Raw genomic sequence first — 17995 nt, forward strand, 5'->3', positions numbered from 1 at the left:
TTAATCTACTTTTTTAAATACAACACAGCCATTTGTGCCACCAAAACCAAAAGAATTACTCATTGCCACTTTTAAATCTGATTTTCTTGATATATTTGGAACATAATCAAGATCACATTCCTCATCTTTTACAAGCTGATTGATTGTAGGTGGAACTACCCCATCTCTTAAAGCCATAACACTGATAACTGCTTCAATTGCACCTGCAGCGCCTAAGCAATGACCTGTTTGTCCTTTTGTGGAACTTACAAGTGGGATATTATTACCAAAAAGCTCTTTAATTGCTGCTGTTTCATTTTTATCATTTACAGGAGTTGAAGTTCCATGTGCATTGATATAATCTACCTTTGGATTCCCTGCCATATTTAAAGCTTTTTTCATAGCTCTTAAAGGTCCATCTAAAGTTGGTGAAGTAATATGATGTGCATCTGCACTTTCTCCAAATCCAATTAATTCAGCATAAATCGTAGCACCACGTTTTTTAGCCTCTTCATATTCCTCAAAAACTAAAGCTCCAGCACCTTCTCCCATAACAAAACCATCTCTTTCTTTGTCAAATGGTCTTGAAGCATGCTGTGGATCTTCATTTCTGGTTGATAAAGCTTTCATTGAAGCAAAACCACCTATACCCACAGGACAAATAGCGGCTTCTGCACCTATAACTAACATTTTTTTGGCATTTCCTAAAGCTATACTTTTGTAAGCTTCTCCTATAGCATGGGTTCCTGCTGCACAAGCTGTAACACAAGAAATATTTGGCCCTTTAAGTCCATGCTCTATAGAAATCAAACCTCCTAACATATTTACAAGTGCTGAAGGTATGAAAAAAGGGGAAATTTTACGCGGACCTCGCTCGGAACAAATAATGGAATTTTTTTCTATGTTAGGCAAACCTCCGATACCAGCAGCCGAAACAATACCAAATTCTTCTTTGTCTAATTCTTCGCTAAATCCAGCATCCTGCATTGCTTCTCTTGCTGCTTTAATTCCAAGCTGTATGAAACGGTCAATCTTTTTTACTTCTTTGCCATCAACAACCTCTAATGGATCAAAATTCTTAACTTCAGCTGCAATTTGAACAGGAAAATCTGTAGTATCAAAAAGAGTAATTTTGTTTACCCCACTTTCTCCATTGCAAATTGCCTTAAACGAACTTTCCTTATCTAAACCAAGGGCATTGATCATACCAATACCTGTAACTACAACTCTTTTCAAGAATAAGCTCCTTGCAAGAAAAAAATTATTTTTTTAGATTATCAATATAATTTACAACATCTTCAATTTTAATTAATTTTTCAGCATCACTATCTGGAATTTCTACTTCAAATTTTTCTTCTAAAGCCATAATAAGCTCTACAACATCTAAAGAATCAGCACCTAAATCTTCAATAATTTTTGATTCCATTTTAACTGCATCTGCATCAATGCTTAATTGCTCTACTACTACTGCTTTTACATCATCAAATGTTGCCATTTGTTCTCCTTCAAAAAATTAAAATAAAGCGTATTTTACTATAAAAAGCTTAAAATATTTATAGTTTTTCATTATACTTGAAAATAAAATATTAAAACATAAAGGAAAAACGATGCTTTTCTCTAATTTAATCAAAGAAAATCAAAAAATTTGGGATGCTTATCTACATCATGATTTTGTTAAAAAATTAGAAGATAAAAGCCTAAAGCAAGAAAATTTTCTTTTTTATCTCAAGCAAGATTATATTTATTTGCTTAATTACGCAAAATGTTATGCAAGATTAGCACTTAACTCAAATACTGCAAAAGAACTTCGTTTTGCTATGAAATTTCAAAATTATATAGTTGAAGGAGAAATGGAACTTCATCGTGCAATTTTATCTCTTGGCATTAATGCAGATGAACTCGATACAAAAGATGAAAGTTTAGTCAATATAGCCTATTCGCGTTATATGTTAAGCGTAGGTGAAAATGGAGATTTTTTAGATATGTTAGTTGCTCTTAGTGCTTGCGCTATAGGCTATGCAAAAATAGGTGCTGAAATTATAAATCGTTTAAAAAATGAAAATTTAAAAGATCATCCTTACAAGGAATGGATTTTGACCTATGGAAGTGAAAATTTTCAAAATGAAGCTAAAGAATTTGAAGATTTTGTTAATTCTTATACTTCAAGTGTTAGTGCACAAAAATTCCAAAAACTCAGCGAAATTTTTCATACTGCAACACGCTTGGAAGTGGCTTTTTGGGAACATTCTTTAAGAATGGAATTAAATCTTTAAACATGGGCTTTTTGCCCATGTTTTTATGCAATTTTACTTGCATCAATAATATTATAATCTAAACCAACCATTTCTTTAGAAAGTCCTAATGCAAGTCCTACTAATTGTGATAAATGAATAATAGGCAATCTTGCTTTAGAATTAGTATAATCTTGAAATCTTTCTTGATAGATATCAAGCTGCATTTGACAAAGTGGACAAGGTGTTACAACACAATCAGCTTGATTTTCACTTGCATTATTAACAATTTGACTAGACATTTTTTTCACAGATTTTTCTGCAGGATAAGAAGCATGAAAACCACAACAATCAAGGCGTTTTTCAAAAGGAACTATTTTAGCCCCTAAAACTTCTACTACACTTTCAAAACTTTTTGGATTGGTTGAACTTTCTTTTTTACCGAAAGTATCTTCAGGTCTTAAACTATGACAACCATAAAATAAAGCTACTTTTAAATTTGAAAGCGGCTTTTTTACCTTGCTTTTTAAATTATCCAAATCCTCATAAAGCTCCCACAAAAGACTTGTAATAGGCGTTGAACCTTGATATTTCATTCCACCTTGTGCTAAAAAAGTATTGATGCGTTCTTTTGCACCCTTATCAAGAGTATTTTTTGCTTTAGTTAAAGTTAGCATACAAGTACTACAAGTTGTAAGCATTGGCATTTTCATCTCTTCTGCTAAAGCAATATTTCTTGCATTAGCCACCAAAGTCGCAATAGGATCAACGCACTGCGCTTGAGAAGCCCCGCAACAACTCCACCCCTTAATTTCATTCAACTTCCAACCCAAAATAGGTGCAATAGCTTCAAGTGAAATTTTAGATTCTTTTGCAGCTTGAGATAAAACACAACCTGGAAAAAAAGCGTATTCTTTTTGCATATTTTACTCCTTAACAGCAGCTTCTTGTGCCGCCTTTATCATTTTAACCAAATCTTTATGTCCTTCTATTTCATCCTCGCCAAAAACATGCATAGGATTCATTTTTCCTGCACGCATAAGTTTAAAAGCTATATCTGTTTTGCCCATAGAACCTATAACACCCTCAGAACGCAAAGCAAGATAAATTTCATTCAAGCGTCCTGAACCTTCAACTAAATCTTTATAAAAAGCTTCAGCATGATCAGGCCCTAAGCCTTCATTTAAACCTTTTTTAATCGCCATCACTCTTAAATTTGCTATATCACTTACTGAACTTATACCCTTTGGACAACGATCAGCGCACTCTTGACAATGAACACAAAGCCAAAGTCCATTCATTACACTAGGTTTTACATGCAACATAGGATCCTTACCTCGAGAGTCTGCCGCTGCACGCCAAGCATGAGTAAAAACAAAAGGTTGCATATAATCGCTACTATCTGCTTCTAATTTATTACACTCTGAGGCACAGCTACCACATAAAATACAATCCCATTGCTTGCTAATACGATCAAATTCTTCTTGACTTTGTTTACAGCCCTTTTCCGCTGAAAATTCATTTTTTGCCACCATGGCAGGACGAATTTTTCTTAAATTTTCTATAGAAGGCTCCCAATCCACAATTAAATCAGAAATTACTCTAAAATTTCCAAGCGGAGAAATGCGTATACTTGAAGGATTATCATATTCTTTTAACAAATCTTGCATCTTAGTATCACAAGCAAGATAAGAATGCCCATTCACACACACTGCACAAGCCCCACAAATTGCAGATTGACAAGAGGCGGTAAAATTTAAAGTAATATCTTTTGTTTTTTTAATAAAAAGCAAAAGAGAGAGCAGAGTTTTTCCTTGTATATCCTTATCATCAATATCATAACTTTGTTCATATTTTTCCTTGCCATTAAAACGATCTATGATGATTTTCATTGTACTCTCCTTCCATCAAGTGAAAACTCAGTTACCACGACATCTTTATAACTAAGTTTTAATTCATCATTTTCTAAATTTACAATGCTATGTTTTAAGAAATTTTTATCATCTCGCTTTGGATAATCTTCTCTAGTATGAGCTCCACGGCTTTCAAGTCTATTTCTAGCTGCTAAACAAGCACAGCGAGAAAGTAAAATCAAATTACCAAGCTCTACATAATCTGTAAAAGCAGTATTCATCACTTCATTAGGATTTGGAATACGAATTTTTTCATATCTTGCTTGTATATCTTCTAAATTTTTTGCTAGAAGATCGAGTTTTTCTTGAGTTCTAAAAATCCCCATATTATCCCAATTTTGACTTCCTAGCTCTTCTCGCAATTCATACATTTCTTGACCATTTCCGCCATTATTTGTAATTTCTTTAAATCTAGCCTGCCATTTTTGCGCAAGTTCATGAGTTTTTGCCCCTTTTCCAAAACTTGCATCTTTGGCATAATTTGTCGCACCAATGCCTGCTAAATGCCCCGTTACAACTGCATCGGCTAAAGAATTTCCCCCTAGTCTATTAGCTCCATGTATAGAAATACAAGAAGCTTCTCCACCTACATAAATTCCAGCAATTTTAGTACTCATATCTTCAAATTTAGCCACTTCAATTCCACCCATAGAATAATGCGCCGTTGGACGGATAGGTACAGGAGTATCCACTAAATCAATATTCTCAAAAAGCATTGCAGTATGACGAATTTTTGGTAAATCTTTTAAAATTTTTTCTTTTCCTAAGTGGCGTACATCGCACAAAACATAAGCTCCAAGTCCCTCGCCATAACCTCTACCTTCGCGAATTTCTGTTTCTATAGCACGCGCAACCACATCTCGCGGTGCAAGCTCCATTTTTTCATGGTAATTTTTCATAAAACGCTCACCACGATTATTTAAAAGATATCCCCCTTCACCGCGTGCCGCTTCTGTAATAAGAGTTCCACCATTTGCAACTCCTGTTGGGTGAAATTGTATCATCTCAGGATCTTCAAAACCAAGTCCTGCTCTAAGAGCAGCTGCCACGCCATCTCCTGTGGCAATAAAAGGAGTTGAAGTTCTATTATAAAATATCCTTGTGTATCCCCCTGTAGCAATCACCAAAGCTTTGCATAATACAGGATAAATTCCACCGCTTTGTATATCTCTTAAAACGACACCCTCGCATTTTCCATCCACAACACCTATATCCAAAAGTTCATGATCCATTAAAAATTTCACACCACTACTAATAGCATCATCTAAACAAGAATGCATTAAAATATGACCTGTTTTATCTGCAGAATAATTACAGCGTTTCTTAGAAGCTCCTCCCATTAAACGCTGAGCTACTCCACCTTGCTCATTTCTTGAAAACAAGGTTCCTATAAAATCCATATTAAAAATAGCCTTTCCAGCTAATTCACAAAATTTTAAAGCCGCATCTTGATCTACCAAATAAGCTCCGCCTTTAATAGTATCATAAGCATGTAATTTATAGGAATCTCCATTAGAAAAATCAGTAACTCCATTAATTCCACCCTCTGCCATACAAGTTGCGTTACGCGATGGCATCATCTTTGTAGCTACTACAACGCTTAATTTTGGATTTTCTTTTCTCACTGCGGTTGCAGCACGCAAACCTGCTCCACCTGATCCAATTACCAAAACATCGCAAGAAGGTAAATTTGTATCTTTATCCATCTTAGATGAATCATCTAAGGCATAAACTCCACTTGAACTTGCAGCTAAAGCTCCTACACTAATACAGGCTGTTTTTATAAAATCTCTTCTAGAAAATTCACCCATATCATTCTCCTTATTTAAAAAAAATTAATAATAATTTTTTAATGTAAGTCAATCTTACATAACCGCATGCCAAAAATCCAAAAACAAACTCTCCTTTCAATATAAAATGGATTAAAAACAAATTTATAATTTAGTAAATATAAAAAAGCATAAGATAAGTAATCAAAGAAGATAGATGAATATAATAAAATAAATATTAAAAAGTTTTTGCAATATATCATAATCTATTCCTTGCAAATTAAACGGAATGATTATACCTTAAAAAAATAACAAAAAGTTAATATTAATTAAGATAATATTTATCTTAATTAATATATAGTTAATAAAATTATCAAATCATTAAGCCTTAAAAAGCTTAAATTCTCCATTCATAAATTGCATTCTAGCGCTTAAATGTTCGAGATAAAAAACTTCAAATTTTGGATTTTGCGGAGTTTCATAAAGATTTACAAGATAAGGATATTTTTCAAACATCATTTTTTTAACTTCTAAATTTGATTCAAAAACCGCATTAGCCCTAAGTCTTAAAAAAGTCCCATCTTTTGCACAAGAACAAAATTCAATACCATTATAATTTTTTATATGCTTAAAAAGTCCTTTTGTGTTTGCTGTGCAAAAATAAATTTTATCTCCCACAAGCAATGGACTTTGTATAGGACGCACTCTAGGATTTCCACAAGTTCCTAAAGTGGCTAAAAATGCCGGTACATTATCATCTAAAAATTGTGCTATTTCTTTTAAATCCATCATTTTTCCTTACATATATAAACCACCATTGATCTTAAGCACATCGCCTGTCACATAAGAGGCATAATCACTGAGTAAAAACGCTACACAATTAGCCACTTCTTCAGGTTCTGCAAAGCGTTTTAAAGGAATATTATCTTGATAAGCTTGTTTGATTTCATCACTTAAAACTTCAGTCATATCGCTTTTTATGAAACCTGGAGTTACACAGTTAAAGCGTAAATTTCTACTTGCTCCTTCTTTAGCAAAAGATTTAGTCATAGCTATCATTCCACCTTTACTAGCAGAATAATTTACTTGTCCAGCATTGCCCATTTCTCCGACAATAGAAGCGATATTTACAACAGCACCAAAACGTTTTTTACTCATGGTTTTTAAAGCTTCTCTACAACCTAAAAAAGCTGAGCTTAAATTCGTATCCACAACGCCACTAAAGTCCTCTAATTTCATTCTTAAAGCAAGTTTATCATTTGTAATGCCTGCATTATTTACAAGATAACTTAGTTCTCCATCGCTCTCCACTATGGTTTTTACACCGTTTTCAAACTCATCTTCTTTACTTGCATCAAATTTAATCACAGCAGCAACACCACCACTTGCAATAATTTCATCTTTTAAAGCATCCGCAAGTTCAGGTTTTGAACGATAATTGATCCAAACTTTAAGCCCAAAACCTGCCAAAGTTTTTGCAATAGAAGCACCTATTCCCTTACTTGCTCCGGTAATTAAAACATTTTTTCCACTAAATTTCATTATCTATCCTTAATAAGTTTAATTTTAAAAATTGCAATCTTAACAAATTTCTTATAAAAAAGGCAAACAAACTAAAATAAAGCCTCATTCATTTCTTTTGGAATTTCTAAGTCTAAAATTTTAAGCACGCTTGCAGCGATATTACTAAGCCCCATATTATCTTTAATCTTTGAAACTCCCTTTGCTTGCACAAAAACAAAAACATCAAAAATAGTGTGATTGGTAAGCAAATTTCCTTTTTCATCTTGCATAGCCTCGCAATTTCCATGATCACTTGTAATGATAAAAGCATAATCATGCTTTTTTGCACATTCTACAATCTCGCCCAAACAAGTATCCACCGCTTCAACAGCCTTTATAGCAGCATTAAAATCGCCTGTATGTCCAACCATATCTCCATTTGCAAAATTTACCACTATAAAGTCTTCGCCCTTTTCTATACCTTTTTTCACTGCATCACACACTTCAAAAGCGCTCATTTGGGGTTTTTCATCATAAGTTTTTACCTTAGGACTTGGGATTAAAACCCTTGTTTCATTTTCTAAAAGCTCTTCTTTTCCGCCATTAAAAAAGAAAGTTACATGGGCATATTTTTCGGTTTCTGCGGTATGAAGCTGACTAAGCCCTGCTTTAGAAATCACTTGAGCTAAAGTATTTTCAATTTTTTCTTTTTCAAAAAGCACAGGGAGTTTAAATTTATCATCATAAACACTCATAGTAAGTAAATTTTCAAAGATTTTTTCGCGTTCAAACTCTTTAAAATCCTTGGAATTTAACACTTCAACAAGTTGTTTCATTCTATCATTTCTAAAGTTGATAAAGATAATGCCATCTTCTTCTCTCATGCCCTTGTAATTCTCATTTTGAGCTGCTTTAATAAACTCATCAGTAATATTTTCATCGTAAGATTTTTGTAGGTATTCTAATAAATTTGGCACTTTATAAGCCTTACCTAACAAGCACTCATAATATTCTTTCACCCTATCCCAACGCTTATCTCTATCCATAGCATAAAAACGCCCACAAAGCGTAGCAAAATGCACGCCTAAATTTTCACAAAATTCTTTTAAATCTTTTATGAAGTTTAAGCCACTTTTTGGACTTACATCACGCCCATCAGTGATTGCGTGAGCAAAAACTTCATTGCCATTTTTCGCACAAATTTCAAGCATGGCTTTAAAATGCGTATCCATAGAATGCACCCCGCCATCGCTATAAAGCCCTATAATATGCACTCTTTTACATTTTGCTAAAAGTTTTTGTAAATTCTCATTTTTTTCAAGTTCTTTGTTTTCAATGGTTTTATTAATACGCACTAAATTTTGATAAATAACACGCCCACTTCCTATACACATATGCCCTACTTCACTATTTCCCATCTGCCCTTCTGGCAAACCTACAGCTAAACCACTCGTTTTTAGTAAAGAATTTGGGACTTCCTTAAAAAGCTTTTCATAACTTGGTTTTTTAGCTGCTTCAAAAGCATTAAACTTACTATTCTTATTATACCCTATTCCATCTGTAATAATTAAAACGCATTTTTGCTTCATTTTTCTCTCTTTTATAAGAATTTTTTTGGTTAGATTTTACTAAAATTAAACTTTTAAAAACCAAAAAGAAGGCTAGGTTTTGTATTATCTTTCAGATTTAAGTCATTATGCTTTTTTTACTTATATTAGTGTGCGTGCAGGATTTGCATTTTTTATCGCTTTATGTTTGTCTTTATTTTTAATGCCTAAATTTATTACTTGGGCAAAAGCTAAAAATGCTAGTCAACCTATTTACGAATACGCCCCAGAAACTCATAAAACCAAATGCCATACTCCAACCATGGGTGGGCTTATTTTCATCAGTTCTGCAGTAATTGCAAGTTTATTTTGTATCAAATTTGATAATATTTTTGCTATAAGTGCTTTACTTTGTTTGATACTTTTTTGTTTGATAGGTCTCATAGATGATTTAGGCAAAGTTCTAAAAAAAGATAATCATTCAGGACTTAGTCCAAGAATGAAGCTTTTAGCACAAATCATCGCTGGACTTATTTGCATCTTACCTTTATATTTTAGTTCAGAGCTTAGCACGGAACTTTTTATACCTTTTTATAAACACCCTCTTTTTGATATGGAAATTTTTGCCATTGCTTTTTGGATTTTGGTTTTAATTTCTAGCTCTAATGCTGTAAATTTAACCGATGGACTTGATGGCTTAGCTACAGTTCCAAGTATTTTTTCTTTATCCACTTTAGGGATATTCTTATATTTGAGCGGAAATTTAAATTATAGTGAATATTTACTTTTGCCAAAAATTCAAGGACTTGGTGAAGTGGTGATTATTTGCGCTGCATTAATCGGTGCTTTAATGGGATTTTTATGGTACAACTGTTATCCTGCGCAGGTTTTTATGGGGGATAGCGGAAGTTTAGCTTTAGGTGGATTCATAGGATTTTTAGCTATCATTAGCAAAAATGAAATTTTACTTTTACTCATAGGTTTTGTTTTTGTTCTTGAAACTGTTTCTGTAATTTTACAAGTTGGAAGTTTTAAAATTTTTAATAAAAGAGTCTTTAAAATGGCACCTATTCATCATCATTTTGAAAAAGTTGGCTGGGTAGAAAATAAAATTATAGTGCGTTTTTGGATGATAGCCCTACTTTCAAATTTACTTGCACTTGCATCAATAAAGCTAAGATAATGAAAATTTCACTTTTTGGATACGGAAAAACCACACGTGCTATTGCTGAAAATTTGGTAGATAAATTTGGGCCTTTTGATATCTATGATGATCATTTTACAGAAACAAAAAAAGATACACTAGGAAATTTACTTTTAAATCCTAATGATTTTGATGATAATTTAAGCGATATTGAAATTCCTAGTCCAGGTTTTCCACCAAAGCACAAACTCATTCAAAAAGCAAAAAATTTACAAAGCGAATATGACTTTTTTTATGATATCATGCCAAAATCCGTTTGGATAAGCGGAACCAATGGCAAAACTACTACCACTCAAATGGCTACACATTTATTATCACACATTAGTGCTGTTATGGGTGGAAATGTTGGAACTCCTTTAGCAGAGCTTGATCCTTATGCAAAACTTTGGATACTTGAAACTTCATCTTTCACCCTACACTACACTCATAAAGCTAAACCTGAAATTTATGCACTTTTACCTATAAGTCCTGATCATCTTTCTTGGCATGGAAGTTTTGATAATTATGTTCAAGATAAGCTAAGCGTTTTAAAAAGAATGAATGAATGTGATGTAGCAATACTGCCTAAAATTTATGCAAATACTCCAACAAAAGCTCATAAAATAAGCTATGAAGATGAAAAAGATCTAGCTGTTAAATTTGGCATTGATACGGAAAAAATTTCCTTTAAAAGTCCTTTTTTACTCGATGCTATCATGGCTTTAGCTATAGAAAAAATTCTACTTGATACTTTAAGCTATGAGCTTTTAAATAGCTTTGTAATGGAAAAAAATAAACTCGAAGAGCTTAAAGACAGTCAAAATAGGCTTTGGGTAAATGACACTAAAGCTACAAATGAAAGTGCGGTAATGGCTGCACTTAGTCGCTATAAAGATAAAAAAATTCATCTCATCATAGGGGGAGATGATAAGGGTGTAGATCTTAGCAATTTATTTGATTTTATGAAAGGATTTGATATAGAACTCTATGCTATAGGTATTAGTACCGAAAAAATGCTTGATTATGCAAAAAAAGCGAATTTGAAAGCCTATAAATGTGAAGTTTTATCTAAAGCTGTAAATGAAATTTCAAATCACTTAAAAGACAATGAAGTGGCTCTTTTAAGTCCCGCTTGTGCAAGTTTAGATCAGTTCAACTCTTACGTAGAGCGTGGAAAAGTCTTTAAAGAATGTGTGAATAAAATTTAATTTATTATACAATCCATACAAATATATTAAACTTTCCAAACTCCTAAAAACACCCTATTCTCTTAAAAACCCTAAACAGCAACAAACTCTTTTTTAAACACAATTCTAAGCATCATCTAAAACAACAATAAAAATAAACATAGGATTTATATATAAAGTAAGCAATGAAGACATTTAACAAGTCCGCAATGAGCTACTTTCCCCCTGCCAGTAAGGCGTAGTATCATCACCCACGATGTGCTTAGCTTCTTGGTTCGGGATGGAGCAAGGCGTTTCCACATCTGTATAATCACGGACATTGTTATTTAAATATTCTTTGAAAGATTGAATTTAAAAAATAAAGATTAATCTTTTATTTCTTTACTTTTTTCTTTATTCTCTTTCTTCTTTTGTTTTTCTTTCTTCTTTACTTATCTTTTATCTTTGATAAGTTTTTATATAGAATACTTAAAAAACAATGTTAAGAGCAAGTTCTAATACAAACTTTACTTGAAAGATTTCTACTAAACTCTAAATATTATCTATATTCAAAGCTTTCTTAAAAACCTTAACAAGGAAGTGATGCTTTATTAAAGATAAGCCAAACGCTCTATTAGTACTGGTCAGCTAAAGGACTTTCATCCATTACACACCCAGCCTATCAAACTAGTAGTCTTCTAGAGAGCTTAGAGAAGATTCATCTTAGAGTTGGCTTCACGCTTAGATGCTTTCAGCGTTTATCCTTTCCAAACTTAGCTACGCTGCGATGCTCTTGGCAGAACAACAGCTACACCAGTGGTTTGTTCAACCCGGTCCTCTCGTACTAGGGTCAAATCTCTTCAATCTTCTTACGCCCACGGCAGATAGGGACCGAACTGTCTCACGACGTTCTGAACCCAGCTCGCGTACCGCTTTAAATGGCGAACAGCCATACCCTTGGGACCTGCTCCAGCCCCAGGATGCGATGAGCCGACATCGAGGTGCCAAACCTCCCCGTCGATGTGAGCTCTTGGGGGAGATCAGCCTGTTATCCCCGGGGTACCTTTTATCCTTTGAGCGATGGCCCTTCCACACAGAACCACCGGATCACTAAGACCGACTTTCGTCTCTGCTTGACTTGTATGTCTTGCAGTTAAGCTGGCTTATACCTTTATACTCTACGAACGATTTCCAACCGTTCTGAGCCAACCTTTGTAAGCCTCCGTTATTATTTGGGAGGCGACCGCCCCAGTCAAACTACCCACCAGACATTGTCCCACTTGAGGATAACTCAAGCTGGTTAGCTACCCAAATAAGAAAGAGTGGTATCTCAACAACGGCTCATATACAACTGGCGTCATATACTCAAAGCCTCCCACCTATCCTGCACATTCTTATCCAAGTAGCAGTGTCAAGCTGTAGTAAAGGTCCACGGGGTCTTTCCGTCTTGCCGCGGGTAGGAGGAATTTTCACCTCCACTACAATTTCACTGGATCCCTCTTTGAGACAGCTCCCATCTCGTTACGCCATTCATGCAGGTCGGTATTTAACCGACAAGGAATTTCGCTACCTTAGGACCGTTATAGTTACGGCCGCCGTTTACTCGGGCTTCGATCAAGAGCTTCGCTAATGCTAACCCCATCAATTAACCTTCGAGCACCGGGCAGGCGTCACACCCTATACATCCTCTTACGAGTTAGCAGAGTGCTGTGTTTTTGGTAAACAGTCGGGAGGGACTCTTTGTTGTAAGTTTCCTTGCTTTCGGAGTAAATCCTAATACAAAGCTAACCACACCTTATACCGAAGATACGGTGCTATTTTGCAGAGTTCCTTAAAGAGAGTTCTTCCACGCGCCTTAGAATACTCATCCCACCCACCTGTGTCGGTTTACGGTACGGGCAACATTAGCTAAACTTAGAAACTTTTCTTGGCTCGACGGCATCAGGGGTTCTTCTATCCATCCGAAGACTTCAAAAAGCCTTTCAGTTCTCGGAGTATTGTTATACGGATTTGCCTGTATAACCTCCTACGACCTTAGACTAGCACTTCCATCCGCTAGCCCCCTTAGCCCTAAGCGTCCTTCCATCGCACACTAATGTTGGTATTGGAATATTAACCAATTTGCCATCGTCTACCCCTTTCGGACTCGACTTAGGACCCGACTAACCCTACGATGACGAGCATCGCGTAGGAAACCTTGGGTTTACGGCGTTAATGATTCTCACATTAATTATCGCTACTCATGCCTGCATGCTCACTTCTATTCGCTCCAGCACTCCTTACCGGTATACCTTCGACGCAAATAGAACGCTCTCCTACCACTTGCACACAACTTAAACTACTTAAACTTTAAACCAAGAATATTTTTACTGATTTTACTAAGCTTTATTTCTATCTTTACTCTATAAAAATCAGTAAAAATATAACTTAAAACATATAACTTAGTTTTTTTATATTCTAAACTTAAATAATCTAAGTTGTGTGCAAGTCTACAGCTTCGGTACTTACTTTAGCCCCGTTATATTTTCCGCGCAAAATCACTAGACCAGTGAGCTATTACGCTTTCTTTAAAGGATGGCTGCTTCTAAGCCAACCTCCTGGTTGTTTAAGTAACTTCACATCGTTTTCCACTTAAGTAAGATTTAGGGACCTTAGCTGGTAGTCTGGGTTGTTTCCCTCTTGACGACGGATTTTATCACTCGCCGCCTGACTGCTGTGATTACATATAAGGTATTCGGAGTTTGATAGGGTTTGGTACATTGGTGTATGCCCTAGCCCATTCAGTGCTCTACCCCCTTATATTACGACACAACGCTATACCTAAATATATTTCGGAGAGAACCAGCTATCACGAAGTTTGATTGGCCTTTCACCCCTATCCACAAGTCATCCCGGGGCTTTTCAACGCCTATGGGTTCAGTCCTCCACTAGTTCTTACACTAGCTTCAACTTGCTCATGGATAGATCACTTCGTTTCGGGTCTGCAGCATCTGACTAAGCGCCCTATTCAGACTCGCTTTCGCTACGGCTTCGCGTTTGCTTAACCTTGCCAGACACCACAACTCGCAGGCTCATTATGCAAAAGGCAGTCCATCACACTGTATTGCTACATAGTGCTCTGAATGATTGTAAGCAAATGGTTTCAGGTTCTATTTCACTCTGATCACCTCAGTTCTTTTCACCTTTCCCTCACGGTACTTGTGCACTATCGATCTGGTATTAGTATTTAGGGTTGGATCGTGGTCGACCCGGATTCAGACAGGATTCCTCGTGTCCCGCCCTACTCAGGATACTGCTAGCTAAGCTTTGTTTTTCGCATACGGGACTATCACCCTCTATGGCTATACTTTCCAGAATGTTCTGCTAAACTCAGCTCTTGCACATTGCAGTCCTACAACCCCCAGTGCAAGCACTGGGTTTGCCCTCTTGCGCTTTCGCTCGCCGCTACTGACGCAATCTCTATTGATTTCTTTTCCTGAGGGTACTAAGATGTTTCAATTCCCCTCGTTCGCTCCTATATAGGTAATGTATATCTCTATACATTGGGTTGCCCCATTCGGAAATCTACGGATCAAAGCTTCTTGACAACTCCCCGTAGCTTATCGCAGTCTAGTACGTCCTTCATCGCCTTTACCAGTCAAGGCATCCACCATTCGCTCTTAGTAGCTTACCTTTTGATGTTCTTTTAGCAGATGAGCAAAGCTCATCCTAAAGAACCAAAGCTAAAGGCCTACCCCGCCAACCTAAAAGATATTAGGCTTAAAACGAAATAAACTAAACATTCATTAAAAAATTAATGTAGATAAAGCTTCAATTCTTAATCGCTAAAAAAACAATTTGCATAAAAGTTAGATATAACCTAACTTCTACCTTTTTTATTGATTCTAAAACGCATCACTTCCTTGTTAAAGTTTTTATGATAAGACTTCTTTATCTTAAGACGGAAAGCATTCAAACACTTAATATAAAACTAAATGATTTAGTCTTAACTAAGCTGTGAGTTTGAAACTTGTCTTTAATTTATAATCCTTAAATCTAATATTCTCTTTATTCATAGAAATAAAGACAGCTAAAAGTTAAGTTAAACTAAAGAAAAGATAAATAGGTTTTATCCTTTAACAAGTCCTGTAAAATTGTTTTTATTAAAACTTGCTTGTGACTCTTAACAATGATAATTAAAAAGAACATTAGGTTTAAAACCTAAAGGAAGTATATATATTAATATAATCATTATAAATATAAATACATAATGTATATGTTATTTATATCTATCTAAAGTATATTCTTTTATAGCTAAAGATAAAAATAAATCTAAGTATTTAGAGTTTATATTTTATATTTAATCTACTTTATATACTTGCTTTAGATTTTAAAGCTTCTTTATTCAAATCTTTTTTATGGTGGGCCTAACAAGACTTGAACTTGTGACCTCACCCTTATCAGGGGTGCACTCTAACCAGCTGAGCTATAGGCCCTTAATAAATGGTGGAGAATAGCGGGATCGAACCGCTGACCTCCTGCGTGCAAAGCAGGCGCTCTCCCAGCTGAGCTAATTCCCCATAAACAATTAGCTTTATCATCAATCTTTGAAATCTAAACAAGAATCAATTGAGTTTATATATTGAAGTAATAGTTGTGAGACTTATTACTTTGTACTCTAGAAAGGAGGTGATCCAACCGCAGGTTCTCCTACGGTTACCTTGTTACGACTTCACCCCAGTCGCTGATTCCACTGTGGACAGTAACTAGTTTAGTATTCCGGCTTCGAGTGAAATCAACTCCCATGGTGTGACGGGCGGTGAGTACAAGACCCGGGAACGTATTCACCGTAGCATGGCTGATCTACGATTACTAGCGATTCCGGCTTCATGCTCTCGAGTTGCAGAGAACAATCCGAACTGGGACATATTTTATAGATTTGCTCCACCTCGCGGTATTGCGTCTCATTGTATATGCCATTGTAGCACGTGTGTCGCCCTGGGCATAAGGGCCATGATGACTTGACGTCGTCCACACCTTCCTCCTCCTTACGAAGGCAGTCTATTTAGAGTGCTCGGCCGAACCGTTAGCAACTAAATACGTGGGTTGCGCTCGTTGCGGGACTTAACCCAACATCTCACGACACGAGCTGACGACAGCCGTGCAGCACCTGTCTCTAAGTTCTAGCAAGCTAGCACCCTCATATCTCTATAAGGTTCTTAGGATATCAAGCCCAGGTAAGGTTCTTCGCGTATCTTCGAATTAAACCACATGCTCCACCGCTTGTGCGGGTCCCCGTCTATTCCTTTGAGTTTTAATCTTGCGACCGTACTCCCCAGGCGGTACACTTAATGCGTTAGCTGCATTACTGAGATGACTAGCATCCCAACAACTAGTGTACATCGTTTAGGGCGTGGACTACCAGGGTATCTAATCCTGTTTGCTCCCCACGCTTTCGCGCCTTAGCGTCAGTTGAGTTCCAGCAGATCGCCTTCGCAATGGGTATTCTTGGTGATATCTACGGATTTTACCCCTACACCACCAATTCCATCTGCCTCTCCCTCACTCTAGACTATCAGTTTCCCAAGCAGTTTAATGGTTAAGCCATTAGATTTCACAAGAGACTTGATAATCCGCCTACGCGCCCTTTACGCCCAGTGATTCCGAGTAACGCTTGCACCCTCCGTATTACCGCGGCTGCTGGCACGGAGTTAGCCGGTGCTTATTCCTTAGGTACCGTCAGAATTCTTCCCTAAGAAAAGGAGTTTACGCTCCGAAAAGTGTCATCCTCCACGCGGCGTTGCTGCGTCAGGGTTTCCCCCATTGCGCAATATTCCCTACTGCTGCCTCCCGTAGGAGTCTGGACCGTGTCTCAGTTCCAGTGTGACTGATCATCCTCTCAGACCAGTTAAGCGTCATAGCCTTGGTAAGCCATTACCTTACCAACTAGCTGATACTATATAGTCTCATCCTACACCGAAAAACTTTCCCTACTCAACTTGTGTTAAGCAGGAGTATAGAGTATTAGCAGTCGTTTCCAACTGTTGTCCTCTTGTGTAGGGCAGATTAACTATACCTTACTCACCCGTGCGCCACTAATCCACTTCTAGCAAGCTAGAAGCTTCATCGTTCGACTTGCATGTATTAGGCACGCCGCCAGCGTTCACTCTGAGCCAGGATCAAACTCTCCATAAAAATTATAGATAGTTTAATCTTTTTCTTCAAAGAAAAAGTTATAAAAGATCAAAAGAAAAGCTTTTAATCTTTTTAAATTAGATTGAATAGATTTTACATAATTACTTATGCCTAAATCTTTCTGGCTCAATCGATCACTTATTTAGATTTCAAAGATTGACTAATAAGATTTGAATAACAATACTAAGTTAAAAGAACAAAACAAAAAATCATTTTTAAAAGAAAAGTTTTTAAATTAAAAACAAGATTTATAAAAAAGCTTTTTAGTTTTAAATTAAAAAATTAAGAAAGTTAAAAACTCAAATAATTTAAAAACTTAAAAAATCTAAAATAAAGTTAATTTATAAAATCTACTCAGTTAGTGAAACTTTATAATTTAAAAGATTTTAAGTCCTTTTTTTCAAAAAAGGAAATGAAAGTATAACCAATTAAACTTAAAAGGGGATTAAATAAAGGATTAAATAATATAAATATTTGTGTAAGTATTTATATAAGTATTTGGTGGGTTAAAAAATGGGGGCTATATTTTA

12 protein-coding genes, 2 tRNA genes and 3 rRNA genes are annotated in these 17995 nt (G+C 35.8%); 3 read left to right on the forward strand and 14 right to left on the reverse strand.

What is annotated here, in order from left to right; all coding sequences use genetic code 11:
* Both AJ885_RS05170 and acpP read right to left on the reverse strand, forming a co-directional pair.
* Complete coding sequence (locus AJ885_RS05170) at positions 1-1215, reverse strand: beta-ketoacyl-ACP synthase II (RefSeq protein WP_044778827.1); 1215 nt, start codon at positions 1213-1215, stop codon at positions 1-3.
* A gap of 25 nt (positions 1216-1240) precedes the next feature.
* Positions 1241-1474, reverse strand: coding sequence for an acyl carrier protein (acpP, locus tag AJ885_RS05175; protein WP_002854831.1), 234 nt, complete (start codon positions 1472-1474; stop codon positions 1241-1243).
* 112 nt (positions 1475-1586) lie between these two features.
* Between acpP and tenA the strand changes: the two genes are divergently transcribed.
* Positions 1587-2252, forward strand: a complete 666-nt coding sequence (gene tenA / locus AJ885_RS05180) for a thiaminase II (RefSeq protein WP_004305994.1) — start codon at positions 1587-1589, stop codon at positions 2250-2252.
* Between the two features lie 23 nt (positions 2253-2275).
* On the opposite strand, the gene sdhE is transcribed toward tenA, so the two are convergent.
* From sdhE to gpmI, 7 genes are all read right to left on the reverse strand, one after another.
* Complete coding sequence (sdhE, locus tag AJ885_RS05185; RefSeq protein WP_002933084.1) at positions 2276-3133, reverse strand: 8-methylmenaquinol:fumarate reductase membrane anchor subunit; 858 nt, start codon at positions 3131-3133, stop codon at positions 2276-2278.
* A gap of 3 nt (positions 3134-3136) precedes the next feature.
* Entirely contained in the window at positions 3137-4102 is a 966-nt protein-coding gene (sdhB, locus tag AJ885_RS05190; RefSeq protein ID WP_004305991.1) for an 8-methylmenaquinol:fumarate reductase iron-sulfur subunit, read from the reverse strand.
* Positions 4099-5934 carry an 8-methylmenaquinol:fumarate reductase flavoprotein subunit gene (gene sdhA, locus AJ885_RS05195; protein ID WP_053872495.1) on the reverse strand — a complete coding sequence of 612 codons (1836 nt, stop codon included), beginning with the start codon at positions 5932-5934 and terminating at the stop codon, positions 4099-4101. The genes sdhB and sdhA overlap by 4 nt, the downstream gene beginning before the upstream one ends.
* A 339-nt stretch (positions 5935-6273) precedes the next feature.
* Positions 6274-6684, reverse strand: a complete 411-nt coding sequence (locus AJ885_RS05200) for a pyridoxamine 5'-phosphate oxidase family protein (protein ID WP_079728974.1) — start codon at positions 6682-6684, stop codon at positions 6274-6276.
* 6 nt (positions 6685-6690) lie between these two features.
* Positions 6691-7434, reverse strand: coding sequence for a 3-oxoacyl-ACP reductase FabG (gene fabG / locus AJ885_RS05205; RefSeq protein WP_002861187.1), 744 nt, complete (start codon positions 7432-7434; stop codon positions 6691-6693).
* Complete coding sequence (locus tag AJ885_RS10895; RefSeq protein ID WP_002869268.1) at positions 7424-7522, reverse strand: hypothetical protein; 99 nt, start codon at positions 7520-7522, stop codon at positions 7424-7426. The genes fabG and AJ885_RS10895 overlap by 11 nt, the downstream gene beginning before the upstream one ends.
* A complete protein-coding gene (gene gpmI, locus AJ885_RS05215; RefSeq protein WP_070280857.1) occupies positions 7506-8984 on the reverse strand; it encodes a 2,3-bisphosphoglycerate-independent phosphoglycerate mutase in 1479 nt (492 codons plus the stop codon). Before gpmI ends, AJ885_RS10895 begins: the two co-directional genes overlap by 17 nt.
* Positions 8985-9063: 79 nt before the next feature.
* Between gpmI and mraY the strand changes: the two genes are divergently transcribed.
* Together mraY and murD are read left to right on the forward strand one after the other, a co-directional pair.
* The gene (gene mraY, locus AJ885_RS05220) at positions 9064-10125 is read left to right on the forward strand and encodes a phospho-N-acetylmuramoyl-pentapeptide-transferase (protein ID WP_002859004.1); all 1062 of its coding nucleotides are present in this window, start codon (positions 9064-9066) and stop codon (positions 10123-10125) included.
* Positions 10125-11333 carry a UDP-N-acetylmuramoyl-L-alanine--D-glutamate ligase gene (gene murD / locus AJ885_RS05225; protein WP_070280859.1) on the forward strand — a complete coding sequence of 403 codons (1209 nt, stop codon included), beginning with the start codon at positions 10125-10127 and terminating at the stop codon, positions 11331-11333. Before mraY ends, murD begins: the two co-directional genes overlap by 1 nt.
* A 180-nt stretch (positions 11334-11513) precedes the next feature.
* Here murD and rrf read toward each other — a convergent pair.
* The 5 genes from rrf to AJ885_RS05250 form a co-directional block, all read right to left on the reverse strand.
* Positions 11514-11630, reverse strand: a 5S ribosomal RNA gene (rrf, locus tag AJ885_RS05230).
* Positions 11631-11904: 274 nt separating this feature from the next.
* Positions 11905-14964: ribosomal RNA gene (locus tag AJ885_RS05235) — 23S ribosomal RNA — on the reverse strand.
* A gap of 725 nt (positions 14965-15689) precedes the next feature.
* A tRNA-Ile gene (locus AJ885_RS05240) sits at positions 15690-15766 on the reverse strand.
* Positions 15767-15774: 8 nt separating this feature from the next.
* A tRNA-Ala gene (locus tag AJ885_RS05245) sits at positions 15775-15850 on the reverse strand.
* A 102-nt stretch (positions 15851-15952) separates the two neighbouring features.
* A 16S ribosomal RNA gene (locus tag AJ885_RS05250) occupies positions 15953-17465 on the reverse strand.
* Together the 16S, 23S and 5S rRNA genes with 2 tRNA genes alongside form the textbook arrangement of a ribosomal RNA operon.
* Between the last annotated feature and the right edge of the window lie 530 nt (positions 17466-17995).

The sequence above is a fragment of the Campylobacter sp. BCW_6464 genome (genome assembly GCF_001762775.1).
Lineage (GTDB): Bacteria > Campylobacterota > Campylobacteria > Campylobacterales > Campylobacteraceae > Campylobacter_D > Campylobacter_D jejuni.

Coding starts and splice junctions, on each gene's coding strand:
- acpP (WP_002854831.1), bottom strand. CDS start 1,474: ATGGCAACATTTGATGATGTAAAAGCAGTAGTAGTAGAGCAATTAAGC.
- tenA (WP_004305994.1), top strand. CDS start 1,587: ATGCTTTTCTCTAATTTAATCAAAGAAAATCAAAAAATTTGGGATGCT.
- sdhE (WP_002933084.1), bottom strand. CDS start 3,133: ATGCAAAAAGAATACGCTTTTTTTCCAGGTTGTGTTTTATCTCAAGCT.
- sdhB (WP_004305991.1), bottom strand. CDS start 4,102: ATGAAAATCATCATAGATCGTTTTAATGGCAAGGAAAAATATGAACAA.
- sdhA (WP_053872495.1), bottom strand. CDS start 5,934: ATGGGTGAATTTTCTAGAAGAGATTTTATAAAAACAGCCTGTATTAGT.
- AJ885_RS05200 (WP_079728974.1), bottom strand. CDS start 6,684: ATGATGGATTTAAAAGAAATAGCACAATTTTTAGATGATAATGTACCG.
- fabG (WP_002861187.1), bottom strand. CDS start 7,434: ATGAAATTTAGTGGAAAAAATGTTTTAATTACCGGAGCAAGTAAGGGA.
- AJ885_RS10895 (WP_002869268.1), bottom strand. CDS start 7,522: ATGAGGCTTTATTTTAGTTTGTTTGCCTTTTTTATAAGAAATTTGTTA.
- gpmI (WP_070280857.1), bottom strand. CDS start 8,984: ATGAAGCAAAAATGCGTTTTAATTATTACAGATGGAATAGGGTATAAT.
- murD (WP_070280859.1), top strand. CDS start 10,125: ATGAAAATTTCACTTTTTGGATACGGAAAAACCACACGTGCTATTGCT.